This window comes from Paraprevotella xylaniphila YIT 11841 (genome assembly GCF_900683745.1).
Classification (GTDB): Bacteria; Bacteroidota; Bacteroidia; order Bacteroidales; family Bacteroidaceae; genus Paraprevotella; species Paraprevotella xylaniphila.
The window spans coordinates 1,021,582-1,039,815 of sequence record NZ_LR215980.1; the positions used below are offsets into that span (position 1 = coordinate 1,021,582).

The 18,234-nt window shown below is 44.4% G+C and carries 20 protein-coding genes; 7 read left to right on the forward strand and 13 right to left on the reverse strand.

Annotated features, from left to right (window positions below):
- Positions 1-17: 17 nt before the first annotated feature.
- The 13 genes from E0E47_RS04125 to E0E47_RS04185 all read right to left on the reverse strand — a co-directional run bounded on the left by E0E47_RS04125 (position 18) and on the right by E0E47_RS04185 (position 12,784).
- A complete protein-coding gene (locus E0E47_RS04125) occupies positions 18-539 on the reverse strand; it encodes an acyltransferase (protein WP_008619101.1) in 522 nt (173 codons plus the stop codon).
- Between the two features lie 67 nt (positions 540-606).
- Positions 607-1,554, reverse strand: a complete 948-nt coding sequence (locus E0E47_RS04130; protein WP_232038324.1) for a glycosyltransferase family 2 protein — start codon at positions 1,552-1,554, stop codon at positions 607-609.
- A 49-nt stretch (positions 1,555-1,603) separates the two neighbouring features.
- Positions 1,604-2,626 carry a glycosyltransferase family 2 protein gene (locus tag E0E47_RS04135; protein ID WP_130892970.1) on the reverse strand — a complete coding sequence of 341 codons (1,023 nt, stop codon included), beginning with the start codon at positions 2,624-2,626 and terminating at the stop codon, positions 1,604-1,606.
- 4 nt (positions 2,627-2,630) lie between these two features.
- Positions 2,631-3,203, reverse strand: coding sequence for a serine O-acetyltransferase (locus E0E47_RS04140; protein WP_008619093.1), 573 nt, complete (start codon positions 3,201-3,203; stop codon positions 2,631-2,633).
- Positions 3,200-4,468 carry a hypothetical protein gene (locus E0E47_RS04145; RefSeq protein WP_232038325.1) on the reverse strand — a complete coding sequence of 423 codons (1,269 nt, stop codon included), beginning with the start codon at positions 4,466-4,468 and terminating at the stop codon, positions 3,200-3,202. Before E0E47_RS04145 ends, E0E47_RS04140 begins: the two co-directional genes overlap by 4 nt.
- Positions 4,469-4,579: 111 nt before the next feature.
- Entirely contained in the window at positions 4,580-5,521 is a 942-nt protein-coding gene (locus E0E47_RS04150; RefSeq protein WP_232038326.1) for an alpha-2,8-polysialyltransferase family protein, read from the reverse strand.
- A 68-nt stretch (positions 5,522-5,589) separates the two neighbouring features.
- Positions 5,590-7,140, reverse strand: a complete 1,551-nt coding sequence (locus E0E47_RS04155; protein WP_130892972.1) for an MATE family efflux transporter — start codon at positions 7,138-7,140, stop codon at positions 5,590-5,592.
- A 14-nt stretch (positions 7,141-7,154) separates the two neighbouring features.
- A complete protein-coding gene (locus E0E47_RS04160; protein ID WP_130892973.1) occupies positions 7,155-8,510 on the reverse strand; it encodes a hypothetical protein in 1,356 nt (451 codons plus the stop codon).
- Between the two features lie 128 nt (positions 8,511-8,638).
- Complete coding sequence (locus tag E0E47_RS04165) at positions 8,639-9,346, reverse strand: acylneuraminate cytidylyltransferase family protein (RefSeq protein ID WP_130892974.1); 708 nt, start codon at positions 9,344-9,346, stop codon at positions 8,639-8,641.
- A gap of 63 nt (positions 9,347-9,409) precedes the next feature.
- Positions 9,410-10,093, reverse strand: a complete 684-nt coding sequence (locus E0E47_RS04170) for an acylneuraminate cytidylyltransferase family protein (RefSeq protein WP_130892975.1) — start codon at positions 10,091-10,093, stop codon at positions 9,410-9,412.
- Positions 10,094-10,194: 101 nt separating this feature from the next.
- Entirely contained in the window at positions 10,195-10,413 is a 219-nt protein-coding gene (locus E0E47_RS17505) for a hypothetical protein (protein WP_232038327.1), read from the reverse strand.
- Positions 10,414-10,633: 220 nt separating this feature from the next.
- Complete coding sequence (locus tag E0E47_RS04180) at positions 10,634-11,185, reverse strand: UpxY family transcription antiterminator (RefSeq protein ID WP_130892976.1); 552 nt, start codon at positions 11,183-11,185, stop codon at positions 10,634-10,636.
- Positions 11,186-11,587: 402 nt separating this feature from the next.
- The gene (locus E0E47_RS04185) at positions 11,588-12,784 is read right to left on the reverse strand and encodes a site-specific integrase (RefSeq protein ID WP_130892977.1); all 1,197 of its coding nucleotides are present in this window, start codon (positions 12,782-12,784) and stop codon (positions 11,588-11,590) included.
- A 462-nt stretch (positions 12,785-13,246) separates the two neighbouring features.
- Between E0E47_RS04185 and E0E47_RS04195 the strand changes: the two genes are divergently transcribed.
- From E0E47_RS04195 to E0E47_RS04225, 7 genes are all read left to right on the forward strand, one after another.
- Positions 13,247-14,590, forward strand: coding sequence for a VapE domain-containing protein (locus tag E0E47_RS04195; protein WP_130892978.1), 1,344 nt, complete (start codon positions 13,247-13,249; stop codon positions 14,588-14,590).
- A 347-nt stretch (positions 14,591-14,937) separates the two neighbouring features.
- Positions 14,938-15,213: a tetratricopeptide repeat protein gene (locus tag E0E47_RS04200; protein ID WP_130892979.1), complete on the forward strand. Its 276-nt coding sequence runs from the start codon at positions 14,938-14,940 to the stop codon at positions 15,211-15,213.
- Between the two features lie 25 nt (positions 15,214-15,238).
- Positions 15,239-15,469 carry a 4Fe-4S dicluster domain-containing protein gene (locus E0E47_RS04205; protein ID WP_130892980.1) on the forward strand — a complete coding sequence of 77 codons (231 nt, stop codon included), beginning with the start codon at positions 15,239-15,241 and terminating at the stop codon, positions 15,467-15,469.
- A 5-nt stretch (positions 15,470-15,474) separates the two neighbouring features.
- A complete protein-coding gene (locus tag E0E47_RS04210; protein ID WP_130892981.1) occupies positions 15,475-16,560 on the forward strand; it encodes a 3-methyl-2-oxobutanoate dehydrogenase subunit VorB in 1,086 nt (361 codons plus the stop codon).
- Positions 16,561-16,566: 6 nt separating this feature from the next.
- On the forward strand, positions 16,567-16,803 hold the full coding sequence (locus E0E47_RS04215; RefSeq protein WP_130892982.1) for a hypothetical protein: 237 nt from the start codon (positions 16,567-16,569) through the stop codon (positions 16,801-16,803).
- Positions 16,804-16,814: 11 nt separating this feature from the next.
- Positions 16,815-17,597, forward strand: coding sequence for a thiamine pyrophosphate-dependent enzyme (locus E0E47_RS04220; protein ID WP_130892983.1), 783 nt, complete (start codon positions 16,815-16,817; stop codon positions 17,595-17,597).
- A 14-nt stretch (positions 17,598-17,611) separates the two neighbouring features.
- Positions 17,612-18,157, forward strand: coding sequence for a 2-oxoacid:acceptor oxidoreductase family protein (locus tag E0E47_RS04225; RefSeq protein WP_040602849.1), 546 nt, complete (start codon positions 17,612-17,614; stop codon positions 18,155-18,157).
- Positions 18,158-18,234 lie beyond the last annotated feature (77 nt).

The following is an 18,234-nucleotide window of genomic DNA, read 5'->3' on the forward strand; positions in this document are numbered from 1 at the left end:
GAAAAGTCATAATTAACTCACGTCCTCTTTTTTATCACCTTAGCAGGATTGCCCCCCACAATGGAATATGGTTCTACATCCTTTGTCACAATAGAGCCGGCTGCAATAATACATCCGTCCCCTATGGTATGCCCCGGCATAATCATTGTTCTGGCACCAATCCAACAGTCATCACCGATTTGTGTAACCTTATTTTCAGTTTTCCCTTGAAAACACATGGGCTTTTTTGTGTCAGACGTTATATGGTTGTTGTCAATAATATAAACTTCAGGAGCCATCATTACGTATTTTCCGATGACGATGTTATGGGGCACCGTGCAGTGCGCTCCTATTCCGCTGTAGTCTCCTATTTCCACCTCTTTGCCATTGCCGAAGTATGCACGGCGGTTGATGGTCGATATTCTTCCGCATTGCTTGAATATTCTCTTCACGCAGAATATCCTGATGGCGTTACAAAGTTTCCCAATTCCGGGAGTGTACGAATCCGGCAACCATGTGGCGAAACCGTAGTAGATCAAAAGAAAAAATGTTCGTTTCATGTGCGTAAAATCAATGATAGTATTCCATACGGTTTACGATATGTACAGTTTGGATATGGATGATAAACTATCTCTTTCTTATTCCCCCCCTTAGAGAACGAAGTATTGTTACCCCACCGGATATGTGCAAACGATGAAATAGCATGGCTGTTTTAAAGAAAACAGAAAGCGACGGATGATGCAGGATGGTACCGAATGGAAATTTTTCTTCCATTTGCAAGGATGTGATTATAGGCTTTTCTCCGTTCAGCAGGATGGTACTTACTACTCCTATCCTAAAGTATTGGAAAGCCGTTCGGAGTTTTATGTCGTTTGTCTTTTCCTTTTTAAAAAACATTTCCATCTGTTTTATCAGCAGCAACATTCCTTCCTGAGACTTGTTACTCAGGTGTTTTGTCGTGTATGAGTATTCATTTCCACAAAAATAGTTATATAACGGTTTGTTCACATAAGCGATTCTTTTGGCAAAGTAAAACAATCTGTACGTTACGCAAAGGTCTTCCAGCATGTTCATTCCTTTAGTACATGTAATGTGGTATCTGTCATACAACTCTTTCTTGACAAGTTTATTCCATACGCCTCCATGCATTTGTCCGGATAACAAAGCAATGACACAATCGGTATTATCACAGGGCGGATTTACGTGAATCTGCTTTGTTCTGGTGTAATATACTTCGTTGTAGTCGCATATTGTGATGTCTGCGTTTTCTTGTACAGCTTTTCCATACAGTTTCTCTAACATGTCCGGAGCGAGCCAGTCATCACTATCCACATAGATGACGTATTTGCCGCAGGCATGGCTCATACCTGTGTTACGAACTGCGGCTATGCCGCAGTTCATGTCGTGATTCACGACACGGACCGTCATTTTCTTTTCATCAGGACGGGCATTATAGGCGCAAAGCACCTCGAAAATTATTTCCATGCTCCGGTCGGGTGTACAATCGTTCACAATAATCACTTCCACACCTTCTTGCATGGTCTGCCCTAACACGGTGTCTATGCAACGCCTCACATACTTTTCTACGTTGAAAACCGAAATTATAATGCTTATGAGATACATGTTACTTTTGAAAATAGTGAAGTAATTTATAGATAATGAAATTTATATGGAATAACTTATGTTTTATGGTCAGCAATATAAATCTATGTGGAAGTGACATTTGAGAAATGGGATATTTCAAAAATATTATATTCCAACCTTTGTTATTATAAAGCTCGTGACATAATGCCTTTTTCTTTTTGTATCCGTAATGAGATAATAGAATGTTTTTCAAAAAGACTCTGTTATATCCAATAAAGAATCTTAAAGCTCTTTGTTCTAAATGTGCCAAGCCTTGTTTTTGCAGTATAAAAATCATTTCCTGCAACAAAGCAAGATTGCGGGATAATTTATCCTCTGAAAATGTTTGGGTTAAGGATGTGTTGTTATAGCAGTAATGATATAGTGCTTGGGGAATAAAACGGATATTTTTACAATGCGGTAATAATTGTATGTCAAAAAGAATATCTTCGGAAAGAATCTCTCTTTCGGACATAAATCGAATGTGATATCGATCAATTATTTCTGTTTTATAAATGGCATGCCATACCGACATCGGTTCGCTGCGTTCTTGTTTTGAATGAACATCGCAGGCTATCATGTTTCCTAAGACAGTTATAATTTCATCTTTGGTTATAATTCTGTCTGTCACATGTTCCCGGATTATTTTGCCATTTCTCTTTTGTGCATTTACCCCACAGTAAACAATATCGAAATTTTGTGCAACGGTTTCGTTATACAGTTGCTCATACATGTTTTCTGATACATAGTCATCGCTATCCACAAAGGCTATGTATTCTCCATTTGCTATGTCTAACCCACTGTTGCGGGCAAAACCTAATCCGGCGTTTTTCTTATGGATTACTTTTATTCGGGAATCCTTTCTGGCATATTCATTGCACAAGGTAGGACAGTTGTCAGGCGAACCGTCATCTACCAATATTATTTCTATATCTTTAAGCGTCTGATTAAGAAGCGACTGTACACATCGGTCCAAATACCGCTCAACGTTATATATTGGAACTATGATACTTACCTTTGGCATATTATTAATTTTTATTGATTTTGCGTGCTGGAATACCTGCGATAGTTATTCCAGGTTCCATAAAAGAATTTACGACAACAGCTCCTGCTGCAATTTTTATATTGTCGGCAATTTTTACATTACCTATTATTTTAGCACCCGCACCGACCATAACATTATCGCCGATGACAGGACATTCATTTGTCTTACCATTGTTACCTATAACTACAGTTCCATGTATATGGCAATTTTTTCCTATGACGGCATTGCCATTAATTACATTGTTGTAATGATAAATCACAAGACCGACTCCAATGTGTTCCGTGCCGATTTCCAGACTTAATTTTTCACCCAATATTTGTTTTCTTCTGATATAATAGACATATAGTGTCTGATAAATGATTCTTTTTACCCCTTTTGTTTCTGAAAAACACCGACGATAATAATCTGCGTACCGAGACAAGCGTAACCATTTCCATATCCGATAAGGTGCTTCATTTTTAAGCATAGACAAAAAGGTGCTTCCTGAATATAAAACATGACTTGTATATATACTTTTTTCAAGTGCAAGTATTTCTTTGAATTCTGCTTTTTTCATACATATCGACGGTGTCTCATAGTGGTGATGTTAGTTTGATTATCCTTAGAGTTGGGATTTTTATTTAAAAACAGGTAATACGGTAGTATCATGTTGCAGAACTGAATTAGGCTATAAGCAATGGTATTGTCTGAAAAATAAGTTATAAGACAATATAAAGATGTGAGAATATAATAATAGCTACATTCATTGTTTATAATTTTATGTTTTCTAATATTGAACCCAAACATTAAGGAGAAAAATATAAATGTTCCCACGGCACCTAATTCGATATATATTCGTAAAATGTCGTTATGTATTCCCATAATGCCATTGAATGGGTCTTTGTTTGCCAAATATTTTCTAATATATCCAAACCCATCACCCAAATAATCAAAAGAAAAAGAGGACCGGGAAATAAAATAGTTATAAAAAATGTCTCTGCCTTTTAAATCTACATCATATTGTTCTGCATAAATCTCATATACACCGTTATAAATAAAAAACAAGAATGAGAATATTATGACAATAAATAGTAGTCCGCCACATTTTACAAACATTCTTTTAATTAATGGCAAATGTGACAATATGTAACTCAATACAGCCACGACAAGAAATGCACCAATAGCAATGCGTTTTGCACAGATTAATGAAAACAAGAGAGAAATTATAATTGGAAAGAATTTTTGTTTCCAATCTCCGCTTTTCCATAAATATGCTAAAGCAATGAGTGGAAATGCCAAACCAAATTCATGAACTTCAAAGATTTTATCAAAGGCTTCCCCTTCTACACTCCAACCGAATCGCTCTTCTGAAAGGTTAAATGCCATTAGTAATATATATAACGGGCCGAATTGGACAAAACCATTTATTGTCAGTATGACATAAGCAAAAGAAAATGATAGGAAAAGGAAATTGAGGATTCTTTCTTGATACTTGAACAATAATTCATACCCAGTCCAAAATATCAACAATAATTTCAATACATCAGACATTCCACCAATAAAATATTCCAATTCAGTCTTTCCAATAAGCAACAAAATGAATGTATAGATTGGAGCAAATAACCAAGGGTAAAACATATAACGCATGGAATGTGATAATGCTTTATGTTTTACATGATTATTTTTCATTAAGTAAATGGAAAAAAGCAACAATATTAATAAATAGCCATAAAAACGTATATTGGCAGGTAGTACCGTTGTTAAGTTGCCAAATACTAATATGAAAGTAAATATGTATAATGATTTATCCTTCAATAGTGTTTTCATTGTTCCTCTTCTCATTTGTTTTATATACACATAAAATCATGAGTTTAAATCAGTTAATCGTTATAAATTCCCATACTATATACAGATTGTTGACAAACTCCAATAACATAGAATGTGTATTGCATTCTAAAAATCATCCAATCCATAACGCACCTTATACTGCATGTATAAAGGCGAACCGTGAAGCCATCTATCCATGCAATGCACAATGTGCCCCAAATCACGGGCGAAATAAAGCAAAGAACTGCCGAAGCCTATCACGGATAGCCCCGAAGTAGAAGCAAGGACAATCTCTAAAGGAATGGAATTGTCAAGCACTTCGTATTTCCTCCCTTGCCGATCGAAATATGATTTTATGGTATCGCATTCTTCTTGAGACTGAGCCGGATGGAACTTGATATAGTTGAAAGGTTGGGCAAACTTATCAACTAATTTTTTGCACTTGTCAAGATAGAACTCTTGTTCCACCAACCCGTTCTTTACAAAGCCGTCGAATACGAAAACATGGGCATTGTCTTTAATAGCCAATGGCATATCCACATGCGGCCATCTGATAATATGGTTGGTTGACGGGAGATACTTAAAATATTCATCAGAAATGGCGTATGAATCCAAGTCCCTTTGTTTATTCAATTTGACAGGCATATACCATCCGTAAGCTCTCCATATTCTATTGGTATGTCGATATAACTTATCCGCAACAAAACAGCGGAGTTTTTGACGGAAAGACAAGTGTGTGGTAATGGATTTCCGATAAATCATCCCACCTTCTTGGATATAAGCGGCTTTGACACATTTTTTGTGCGTATAGAGTGCCTGTGCGAACACCATGGCGAAATGTGGAGCGTAAAGAACGAATGAGCTTCCTGCCACATGGTCGATTAATTTGTCGATTTCATCCAGCAAGCCTTTCCTTTTTCTATTATCGAGCAATTGTTCTTGCCTGTCTGCCAAATCGGTCACGTCCACCGTTTTGCATCCCGGTTCAATCAGGCTATTGCTGTAATGCCTGGAATAGAGGAACACAACCGCTTCCTTATCTATTTTTAAGAAATCCAGAACTCCCATTGCTGTTAAAAATAAGGTGTGGGAGTGAATTAAAAAAACATGTTTCATTATATAGCTAAATTATTCTTTTACTTGTAGTTATGCAGCCTTATCCTGCTTAAGACTTTCTTTTTTAAAACCTCCGATAAAAAACGTTTTTCATTCTTAGTCATGCCTGCGAAAAGAATAATCAAGGCTGTATAGCTCATGATTGTCAAGGTCTTCATGGCAAAAACACCGAACCCTTCTGTTGCCGGCCACGGAGCAAGATGTGTGGCTGTCCCGGACAATGCGAATACCAGCAGGCATGGCATTAGTACTTCTCGCAGGAACGGCTTTATGGAAAAAGCGTATTTCTTCTTGGATTGCCAAAGCAAAGCGATTAAGACAAAGGCTTTGAAGATGATATTAAGAACAAACACTGTCTCGACCACCATGCCTATCTTCAGGCAGGCATAAACGGCTGCAATGTTTACCAAATAGATAATGGTAAGGTTAATTTCATAAGCTTTTATTTCGCCTTGCGCAATCACTCCCGTACATACAGGTGTAACCAAGCATTCCAACAAGGTGTACAGCAAAATCAAGATAACAAAATTAACCGTATGGGCAGGAACCGTCACCAACCATAGTTGCAGCACGTATTCGATGCCTGCGTATAAGGGTAGAAGTAGGATTAGCAAGATGAAGAAACCAAACTTTTGCGTCCGCAGAATCAGTTTATGCATCGCCTCTATATTTCCTTGTGCATAGTTTTTTGTTATCAATGGGTTGGAGGCCATCATGAAGTTCGACACAAAGCTGAAAACTCCAGTATTTACTTGCATGGCAATCCCACGGGCGGCGTTCACTACAGGCCCGCCGAAAAGGTTCAGCAGCAGATTACAGCCTTGATCTTTCAGTACGGCTATTCCTCCTCCCACAAAAGACCATCCGGTGAAACTCGTCATGGATCGTAGAAGCGACTTGTCGAAAACAAACGCGAAATGAGATTCCTCGAAATGGCGTTTGCAATAAATGCCATAGACCATCCTGACAATCAGTGCCACTAAGGTAGTGAGACACGCATAGAGCATCAGCTTGTCTGTAGGGGACATACATAATGCGTATGCCACCAGCAACTTCAGCATGACTTCAAGTATTGAAATCCGCGCAAAGACGGACATCTTTTCATGGGCGATGATTACGGCATTATATGGAACACTCAATAAATTGATGACAAAAGCCAACAAGGAAAACCGCAATACCCAAATGGCTGAGGACAACCGTTCGGGGGGCATCACCATCTTTGTGTCAACAAACCACACCCCAGCAGTTTCTGCAACCAACCACAACAAGACGGCTATCGCCAAAAGGACAATAATCGAAGTGGAGAAAATCTCCCTCGCACGCTTCAAATTGTTGCGTCCTATCTCTATCGTCAGGTAGCGGCTTATTACAACTGCAACACTGCCCGAGATGATGTTGAACATGGAAACAAATCCACCCACCACATTGTAAATACCATAATCCACCTCGCCCAATGCTTCCAACACGATGCGAACGGTGTACAGGCTCACCGCCATCACCAGAATCTGCCGGACATATAGCAAGAGGGTGTTTTTGGCTATGCGCTTATTGGTATCTGAAGAGGTACTCATAAAGCCCGGTTCATCTACAAGTTCAAGTCTTTTTTTATCGCCTCGTATTTGGCATTGTCACGATAACCATGTATTTTGTAATCCAGGTTCCATTGGTAGTATAATCTTCTCATCCAGCGGACGCGGCTTAACAAATGAGCTAGATTTCTTTGGGGCTTATATACCAACCATGCCCATAAATAGGGAATAATACCGATTTTCACGTGGTTTTTCTTGGCCATGCGTACTGTTTCTGATACGTAAGATATTTTGTTCGAAGCTATCATCTGCCCAATCCTTTGTCTCTTATACTTATAAAAACACTCGATGTCAAATACCTCACCGAAACGTTCTAACTTTCCCAACACATACAACTGCACCATGGTGCGAAGGCACTTGTTGCAAATACCGCAGTTCCGTTTCTTCCATGTTTTTTCTACACCGTTAATTTCCATTCCGCATACATTCAAGTGTTTGCAAGCCGCTTTGTCTGACGATATGTAATCTTCCTTTTCTATCCTGCTACATTCGACACCAGTACTATAAAATGATAGATTCTCGGTATTCATGCAGCCCACAGTATACACGTCGAACACGGAACCATCATGCCCATGGACTTTGCTCAAATCAAGGTGGAAATATTCAATGGAATCCCCGGAACTTACAAAATAGATTTTTACCAATTTTTGGATGGCCAGCACAACAGATCCATAAACCGGTGTGAAGAAGTTGCAAAATCCCCAGTAAGGGTATCTGTAATACTCGTGTAAATTTGAATAACAGCCAATGGTGTCACATCCTATGTCTTTTGCTATTCCCTTCACCTCTTCCAACTGCTTGCGATAATACTCCGCTATGCGTTTGCTATTGTTGTCCATCGTCCCTGTTGACGAAAATACAAGATGGGTGAGTTGGAAACTTTTGCTTACATGCTCTTTGTTGTGTCTGACAATTGTGTAAAACGAATCTACACCACCGGAACATCCTGTAGCCACTTTCCCTAAATTCTCCACAGGCTTGTCTGAAACCGTGCCTTTGAGTTGTATGTTGCTCAATTTTTCAGCATTGTATTTCGACACCATCGGTATAAAATAGATGGAAAGCTGGTAATACAGCTTTTCAGACAAGGGTGCTTCGTATTCAACATCATAATTGTCTTCCATCGCCATTATCAACAATCCTAAGACAAAGGCATCCGAACGCTCGTGGCATAGATAGGGGGCAAAACGCTCTTCAAACTCAAAGTACAAGGTCGATTTTTTTGATGACACAGCGTTGTGGTTTATTTTGGTTATATCAGCGCATAGCCTGACAGCCTTGCCATTCACCGCTGATTCAAGAGTTTCAATGTAAGGCCTTCCTATATGCACAATACCGTTAATATTACTCATTGTGAAAATGTTTAATGATAAGATTCGTTCAATTTCTTTAATAAAACTCATGCCTTGTCACCTCTTTCCCCTGCAAGACCTTGCAAGGTGAGAGACGACAAGAACTTAATACATTCAAACTTATAATTCTATTTCGTTTTGTTGACTATATACGGGTCTATCTGCGAAACAGACTCGTCCATGTCCAACCATGCCCGTGCACATGCAAGGTCAAGGCCATCATCGATATCGCAGCCTGTGCGTTTGTCAACCAAGAACTTGTACGGGTTACGGCCATGGAAGTAAGCCCACTCGATCATCTTCTTGCGAGGTGCCATCAATATGCCGTCTGTCACAAAATAAAGCGTAGGCAACTGTTGACTTGGCACGTGTTTCAGTCCAAGCTCATAGTTCAGCGGGCCTTTTTCGTTCCAAATATAACGTTTGAAGCTTTCCACGCTCATTAGTGAATCGTAGCCTTGTTCCAAAGCTACATAGTAGGCGGCTATGGCTTCCCGGTAATTTTTCGGAAAGACCAAGGGAGAGGTGCAAGTCGCCCACAGGATGGTCTCACCATCCACACTCTCTGCGATATGGCGGACTACCTCGCCAAAGGTCTTGGTCTTCTCGTCACAATACTCAGGTGCCCTCTTATGCGTATCGGCACCGACATCCTTGGCCATAGCCAACATCATATCAGAGTCAGAAGAAACAACGATACGGGTGATTTCCTTGACATCCTGAAGTTGGTGTATCTTGTTTACTAACAGGTTGGTACCCGCAAAAGGGGCAACATTTTTGTTCTTCAGTCTCGTGCTGCCTGCACGGACAGGAATAATGGCTGTAATTGTTCTCATTTATATATATGATTTAAAAAAGGATTCTTTGGCGGTCACAGCGCATCATTCCTCTGCAAGCGGTTACTCCAATAGCCCTTTCCCCTCTAATACCAGCTTCTTGTAAAGTTGTTCCGCGATATAGAAATCGAGGGGAGTATCTATGTCTATAGCCTCAATGTCGTCAGTCATAACAAACTGAGGCTTTGTACCGATGATGTTGCAGTTTCGTATCAAATCCTCTTTCCAGACCACCGTCACCCCAAAATTCAACGCGACCACATCAGGAAGGTCTTGCGAATTGGGTGCATGGGTGGGGGCGTAATTCACCGGTTTTCCGTCCAACCATAAGAACTCCTTGATGGAAGATACTGTGGCAAGGCTGTCGTAACCGGAGGATGAAAGGAATTGGTTAATGCACTGTGATATGGTTTGAGGTTTGACAAATGGGGAAGTACAGGGACAATACACGAAGATGTCCGTATCCGTCACCTCGCCCAGATGGCGGAAGAATTCACTGCCTGAACATTGGGAAGAGGCGTAATACTCTTCCCTGCGGTGCGTTTTTACCCCCCCCATATAACTTTTGTTAACAATTTCAATAGCTTCTTCCGAGTTCGTGTTCACCACGATGGAAGTAAGCTCGGGAACTTGGAGCAGGTTCTTTATCTTCAGCTCCATGAGATTTGTGTCCGCAAAGGGACGCAAGTTCTTGTCCCTCACCCGTTGCGATCCGCTACGGATGGGAATGACTGCGGTAATTTTCATAAAACAAATATGATATTAAAAATGAGTAAGCGTCCAATTCTGACATTCCCCTTGCTTTACAGGCGGAACGTCTAAAATAAGATTAAAATTCAGTCGATTTTTTACAGTTTGTTTGTACTTATGCCGATGGTTGAGGGCATAAGTTTTCCGTAGTCACGGTTGCCTGTAGTTATCTCCTCAAAAAAATTCTTGAGGTATTCCATGATTGAGTACCCCTGCAGCTTACATGTGGACACGATGGAGTGGTATGACGCACTCACGTGCGCCATGCAGCAGAGATGGTCGATGTCCAGTATCTCGTCATCGAGATAGAAGTACACGTTGTAGCGCCATCGGTCTGGAGGGCGCGGAGTTCCCTGCCTTCCAGGATGTCCTTCATCACTAAACTTTTTATGTTGACAGCGCGAAAGCAGGCACATCTATCTGATTGGATAATACGTCTGTTTTAGATGCTTACGTTCAGGTTATACGGCCTGAATATCATGAGGTCAGCAACTTAATACAAGTCTTCTTGTTTACTTACCCCTTTCCGCTTGCCAACTACAAAAACTGTATGTATTCAGGCTGTACCTCCACGGCAGCGGCAAGGAGATTGGGAAGTTCTACGAACAGACGCTTGACATGTGCGCCTTGGATTTTCTGCAAATTCCCTTCATATCCGTCCAACGGACCGCCCACGATGCGCACTTTCCTACCTATCATGTCGGAGGATATTTCTTCGGGCGTGTAATAGCACGGATTCTCGGAGGACTGAACAGCATGGATGAAGCGTTGCATGTCGCTTTCCCTGACCGTCATCGGGATTTTGTAGCCACCGCGCAAGTAACGATATTGCACGGTATTGTATTTCTCGACTATAGGGTCAACTGCCAACCGCGTGCCATTCACAAAAAGTAAGTCCTGAATGAAGGGCACTTCTTCCCGGCAACGCCTCCCGTGCTTCACAGAAAGTTTCCACACCATGGGTGTGAACACCTCCATCCCCAAATCCTTGAACAGTTTGTATGCAGGCTGCTTAGCATTGCACCGCTTAAGGTCGCGCATGACGAACCATAGCAGACGGTCTTGTACAGGGGTATGGAAGTCGTTCATTTTTCAGGTATGGGTATCTTTTCTAATCCTGCAAGCTATCGTAATTCACACGGCAACAAGCAGTTACAAAAACCAAGCTATTGACTTCTATTAAGTCCATAAGATTGTTCCATCGCTGTCACTACTCATAATAGCGTTTGTGTCGATATTGATTTTCATGACGTTTTTTGTCCGTCTCCTAATATGAGATGGATATTCAGCTGCAAAGGTAGTAAAAATAATTAAACATCAAGTGTTTTGACAAATTTATTTGCGCTTATTTTTCATGAAACGGCAACGGATTAAGCAATTTATTGACGGAATCTTTTTATGAAAACTTTGTAAGCTGTTGGGATTTAGCTGTTCTACAAGAATATCCATCTCATATTAGGAGAGGAACATTTTTCGAAACAGTCGTTTGCGTCAAAGCCCCTCCAAAATCATACGGTTTACTTTGTCCACTTCGCTTGACTTTATCGAGTCGAGGTAGATTTGTGTGGTCGTTTCCGAATCGTGCCCAAGACCTTCGCTTATGACTGCCAACGGTACGTCCCTGCCACGTGCGATGGTGGCCCAGCTGTGGCGCGCATAATACATTGACAATGACAACGGCAGTCCTGCCCGGTTTGCTATGTCTTTCAGGAGCCTGTTGATTTTCCTCATCTGATTCTGGTACTGCCTGCGCTCGCTTCCATCCTCACGGGTAATGATTGGCAGGAGATAACTTGTGCCATCGGACTTGTATTTGTCTATGATGTCCTGCATCTGCTTGGTCCATTCTATCATCATGAGCTGTCCCGTCTTCTTGCGGCGGTATGCCAGGCAACCGTTGTTCAGGTCGGCCTTTTTCAGGTAAGCCATATCTATGAAGGACATTCCGCGCGTGCAGAAGCTGAACATGAACATGTCCCTCGCGAAATCCATACTCGGCTTTCGCGACAGGTCCAGAGCGCTGATTTTCTTGATTTCGCTGAACGGCAGGCTCCTTTTCACAGTCTTGTCTATACCGCAGTAGACCTTCCTGAACGGATGACGGTCGGGTGTCAATCCCTTTTCTACTGCCAACTTGTAGTTGGTGCGCAGGATACGCATATAGAAAGAGGTGCTGTTGCGTGTCAATCCGCATTTCCGCATCCATGCCTCGTAGAGTTCCATAAGCATGCCGTCCATCATGTCGAACGTCAGGTCAACACCCTTACGGAAACACGTGAAGCTGTTAAGCATCGAACGGTAGGTCTCGGATGAGCGTACCTTTCCTATCTGTTCCTTGTGATGTATCTGCCTGCGGATGAAGTTGAACACGCTGTCCATCGTGCCTATGCCGGACGAAAAGTTGGCAGCGATTTCGTCAAGGTTTACCGGGACGCTTTCCTGTACCATCCGCTGTAACCTGTTCAGTTCCCACTGTAGGGCCGATTCTACCGAAACAAGGTGGGCGTAACGCGGCGAGGACGACGTGGGCAGGGCTATCCTCCCAACCTCGCCGTTCCATTCCCCGGCAAAGATTTTATACCTGCTCGTTATCCTGCGCACCGTGCGTCCGTATATCAGTTGAAACACAATTGAGCCTTCCTTGCCCGGAGTCGTTGACGGCCTGAATTTTAGTTTTATAGATGTCATGATCCAATGTTTTCTTGTTCTTTATATAAATGTCGGCTACAAATGCCACATTATTATATATTGGGGCAAAGCCATATCCCAAACCGCCCATGGATTCTGCGCCAAACGATTTTCCGTTCTAAGCCAAACGATTTTTCAATCTGCAGAGAACGATTTTCAGGTATGCCGACATCTGTTTTACGGGCTTTGCCGTACCGTACGCCCTGCCCCACCTCCTACAAACCGTTTTTCGCCCGAAAAGGTTCGCTTCCTTCAGACCTCTTCTGTACCAACGTTTTAAGGTGAACTTTCTACCTCCCAATCTTTCACCGAAATTTCACTGAAAAACGATTGTCCGCATGAAACTGTTTTTAACGAATTTGAAGTTACATTGGTTTTCAACATGTTACGGTGAAGGACTTGACAAGGGCTTTTCCATTTCGTATATTTGCAAACGAGAAAACACCGAAAACACAAAGCATAATGGACTTCAAGAAAATCGCGCATGCCGCCGTCTGCCGGTGGAATGAAAAACGGCATGCGGACAAAACGGCGGACACCCGTCGTACCAACTTACCGGAAACCGGAAACTCCACTGCCCCACAGGACAATACCCTTCCCGAAACAACGGGGGCCATCCTCCGGGTAGCGGAAGCCGCACCCGCTGTCCGTGAGACGGCATCCCTAAAAGCCGCCAACCTCGAATCCGCCCTCGGCGGTTTCCTCGCCGGACGATACGGGTTCCGCTTCAACGTGCTCACCGGAGCCACGGAATTCCGCTGTCTGCCAGATGGGGAAAACGGGGCATTCCGGCCCGTCACGGAACGGGACCTGAACGCCATCTGCCTCGAAGCGCACCGACACGGCATCGACTGTTGGGACCGCGACGTGGCACGCATGGTGCACTCCGCAGACGTACCGGAATACCATCCCTTCCGGCAGTATTTCCAACGGCTACCGGCATGGGACGGGCGCGACCGGCTGCACAACCTGGCCGCCCGCGTGTCGGACAGTCCCCTGTGGATACAGGCCTTCCACCGGTGGATGCTCGGGTTGGCCGCACAATGGGCCGGCCTTTCCGACGGGCTGCACGCACACAGCACCGCGCCCCTGCTCGTCAGCGACGAACAGGGACTCGGGAAGTCCACCTTCTGCCGCGCCCTGCTGCCACCAGAGTTGCAGGCCTACTATACCGACAGCGTCGACCTCGCGCGTCCCGACAAGGTGGAACGGCAGCTCACCGAGATGGGGCTGCTGAACCTTGACGAGTTCGACCGCATCCCCGAGAAGAAACACCCGCTCCTGAAAAACCTCATGCAGCTCTCCGCACTCAACCTGCGCAAGGCATACCAAAGGCACGGCCAAGCCCTGCCGCGCATCGCCTCCTTCATCGGCACCTCCAACTCGCGCGAACTGCTTTCCGACCCTTCGGGAAGCCGCAGGTTCATCTGTGTGCTCGTGGAACATCCTGTCGACTGCACGGGCATCGACCATGCGCAAATCTACGCCCAGCTGAAAGCGGAACTGGAAAACGGGGAACGGTACTGGTTCAGCCACGGGGAAGAGAACGCCCTGCGGTTGCACAACGCGGCTTTCTACCGCATCTGCCCGGCCGGGGAGGTGTTGCGCCGCTACTATCGTGCGGCTCAGCCGGGCGAGAAGGTACGCCCGCTTTCGCTGCCCGAGATATTCGCACGGCTGCGACGGTTGGAACCCGGGGCGATGGCAGGCGTGACGCTGCCCAAACTGGCGCAAGCCCTAGTAGCCGCAGGGGTGCAGAAAGTGCACACGCATTACGGCAACCGGTACAGAGTGGTGGAATTGTAACATCCCATTCATACAGAATTATACCGTTTGACAAAAAGTGCAAAAAAAACTGATTTTACTAAATAAAAGACAGGATTACACACTTCTACCCCTTGATGTGCAATTTGCATAAAAACGGCACAAAAGAAAGAAATATGCGCAAAAAATACGTATTTCAAACGGTATATATCGTTTCATTTACAACCATACACAGCAACAAATTTCTTATACTGATATACAATAATTTAAAGAAAATACGGCATCATATATAGCTGTTTTAATTATTTAAAAGTATTTTAAAATGCAACTTTTTTAGCAGTTTTGATAAATATAGATTATCTTTGTAAAGACAGCAAACATCAGTAAAGATGGACATACAAAATGAAATCGACAAAATGCTACGTAAAGGGCAAATTGATGAGGCTATCTTACGGTTGGACAAACAGATTCAGGCCACAGCTACCCCCTGCGACCGGCTTTACTACCTTTTGGGCAAAGCCTACCGCAAACGTGGAGATTTCGCACAAGCCTTGAACTGTTATTTAGAGGCCATGGCCATTAACCCGGACAGTCCGGCTGTCGAAGCCCATCAGATGTTGATGAATATCATAGAGTTTTATCACAAGGATTATTATAACCCGTAAAAAGATTTTTTAGTATTAAAGTATCATGGGGAAATTCAGAGGTATGATTGTAGTAGACCGCGAACGCTGCAAAGGTTGCAACCTGTGTGTGGTGGCTTGTCCGCTCCATATATTAGCGCTCACGGAGAAACAAGTAAACAAAAAAGGGTATCATTATGCCGAACAGGTCCAGAAGGATTTGTGCAACGGATGTGCATCTTGCGGCGTGGTGTGCCCGGACGGATGCATTACCGTGTATAAAAAGAAAGAAGAATAAAAGCTATGGCAGAAAAAGAAGTTGTATTAATGAAAGGTAATGAAGCCATCGCCCATGCAGCGATACGTTGCGGCTGCGACGGCTATTTCGGTTACCCCATTACTCCCCAGTCGGAAGTATTGGAAACATTGGCTTTGGAAAAACCGTGGGAAACGACGGGAATGGTCGTATTGCAAGCCGAAAGCGAAGTGGCTTCCATCAATATGGTGTATGGTGCCGGTGCGGCAGGCAAACGCAGCATGACCTCGTCTTCAAGCCCCGGCGTGGCCCTGATGCAGGAAGGCATCGCATATATGGCCGGAGCGGAAATACCGGGACTGATTGTCAACGTGCAGCGGGGAGGTCCGGGATTGGGCACGATACAACCGAGCCAATCCGACTACTTCCAGGCCACACGCGGAGGCGGAAACGGCGACTACAATGTGATTGTGCTAGCTCCGGCTTCGGTACAGGAAATGGCCGACTTCGTGGATTTGGCGTTCGAACTCTCTTTCAAATACCGTAACCCGGCCATGATATTGAGTGACGGCGTCATCGGGCAAATGATGGAAAAGCTGGTGCTCCCCCCGTTCAAGCCGCGCCGTACGGAGGAAGAAATACGCCGGGAATGCCCTTGGGCCGCCATGGGTCGGATGCGTGGAGGAAGCCCCAACGTGCTTACGTCGCTCGACCTCGACAGCGCAAGCATGGAACAAAAGAACCTGCATTTGCAAGCCAAATACAAAGAAATCAAGGAAAAAGAAGTCCGCTTCGAATCCATCTTGTGCGATGATGCAGAGTATCTGATTGTCGCTTTCGGTTCTGCGGCCCGTATCGGACAAAAAGTCATTGAAATGTGCCAAGCCGAAGGAATTAAAGTCGGCTTGTTGCGCCCTATCACCTTATGGCCCTTCCCGTCTGCGGAAATTGCCCGTTTGAGCCGACAGGTCAAAGGAATCCTAAGCTTTGAAATCAATGCCGGGCAGATGTTGGAAGACATCCTGTTGGCCACGAACGGACGGACACCGGTAGCCCACTATGGCCGTATGGGGGGAGTTGTGCCCGCCCCGGATGAAGTGATACAAGCCCTGAAAGAAAAACTCATTAAATAAAATATCATGAACCGCGAGGAGATAGAAAAACTGATAGAAGAAACCGCACGCAAAGAACGCGCCAAAAAAGGAGTTTCCGTAGAAAAAGTGCGCAGCATATTAAACGTGATTTTTTTACTGTGCGCCGTGGTGGGGCTTATCCTCTATTTTGCCTGGCCGGACAACCGGTTGGCAGGCATGGCCGTTATCGGTGCAGGCATGGGCTTCAAAATCATCGAATTCTTTTTGCGTTTCTTGTTTTAACCGTTTGAACCATGACTGAAGAAGAAATCATACGACCGGAAAATCTGGTCTATAAGAAACCTACGCTGCTCAACGACACTCCGATGCATTACTGCCCGGGGTGCAGTCACGGAGTAGTTCACAAATTAGTGGCCGAAGTCATCGAAGAAATGGGTATGGAGAATAAGACCGTAGCCATCTCTCCTGTCGGCTGTGCCGTTTTTGCCTATAATTACATAGACGTGGATTGGGTAGAAGCCGCCCACGGGCGCGCTCCTGCCGTGGCCAGCGCCATCAAACGCCTGTGGCCCAACCGCTTGGTTTTCACCTACCAGGGTGACGGTGACCTGGCGTGCATCGGCACGGCCGAAAGCATCCATGCCCTGAACCGGGGAGAACATATCGCCATCATCTTCATCAACAATGCCATCTATGGCATGACGGGCGGACAAATGGCCCCCACGACGCTCATGGGAATGAAAACCGCTACGTGCCCTTACGGCCGGGAGGCAGCCCTGCACGGTTATCCCCTGAAGTTCACGGAAATCGCCGCCTCTTTGGAGGGTACATGTTACGTTACCCGTCAATCCGTCCATTCCGTGGCTTCCATCCGGAAAACAAAAAAGGCTATCCGGAAAGCTTTTGAAAACTCCATGAACGGTAAAGGTGCCAGTCTGGTGGAGGTCGTATCCACCTGCAATGCCGGTTGGAAGCTTTCTCCGGAAAAAGCCAACCAATGGATGGAAGACAACATGTTTAAATTCTATCCGCTCGGTGACCTGAAAGACACCGCAACAGCAAACGATTCACATTAAACGAACTAATGGTCATGAAAGAAGAAATCATCATAGCCGGTTTCGGCGGCCAGGGCGTGCTTTCCATGGGGAAAATATTGGCATACGCTGCCTTGGTGGAGGGCAAGGAAGTAACCTGGATGCCCTCTTACGGCCCTGAACAACGTGGCGGTACAGCCAATGTCACCGTAATCGTCAGCGACGACAAAATATCCTCTCCCATCCTGAGCATGTATGATACGGCCGTTATCCTGAACCAACCTTCGTTGGAAAAATTCGAACAACGCATCAAACCGGGCGGTACACTGATTTACGACGGATACGGCATCAGCACGCCGCCTTCTCGCAAGGACATCACGGTCTATCGTATCGACGCCATGGACGCGGCCGCAGAGATGAAAGCAGCCAAGGCATTCAATATGATTGTCTTGGGAGGACTGTTGAAAGTACGTCCGTTGGTAGAAGTGGAAGATGTAATCCACGCACTACGCAAGACGTTGCCCGAACGCCATCACCACCTCATCCCGATGAACGAGGCAGCCTTACGCAAAGGCATGGAAATCATCAATCCGGCAGATTGACGGAAACCTCCGGTTGAAAAAACTTAAAGGGATGTATTTCCAAATCGGGAAATACATCCCTTTTTCTTTTCCATAAC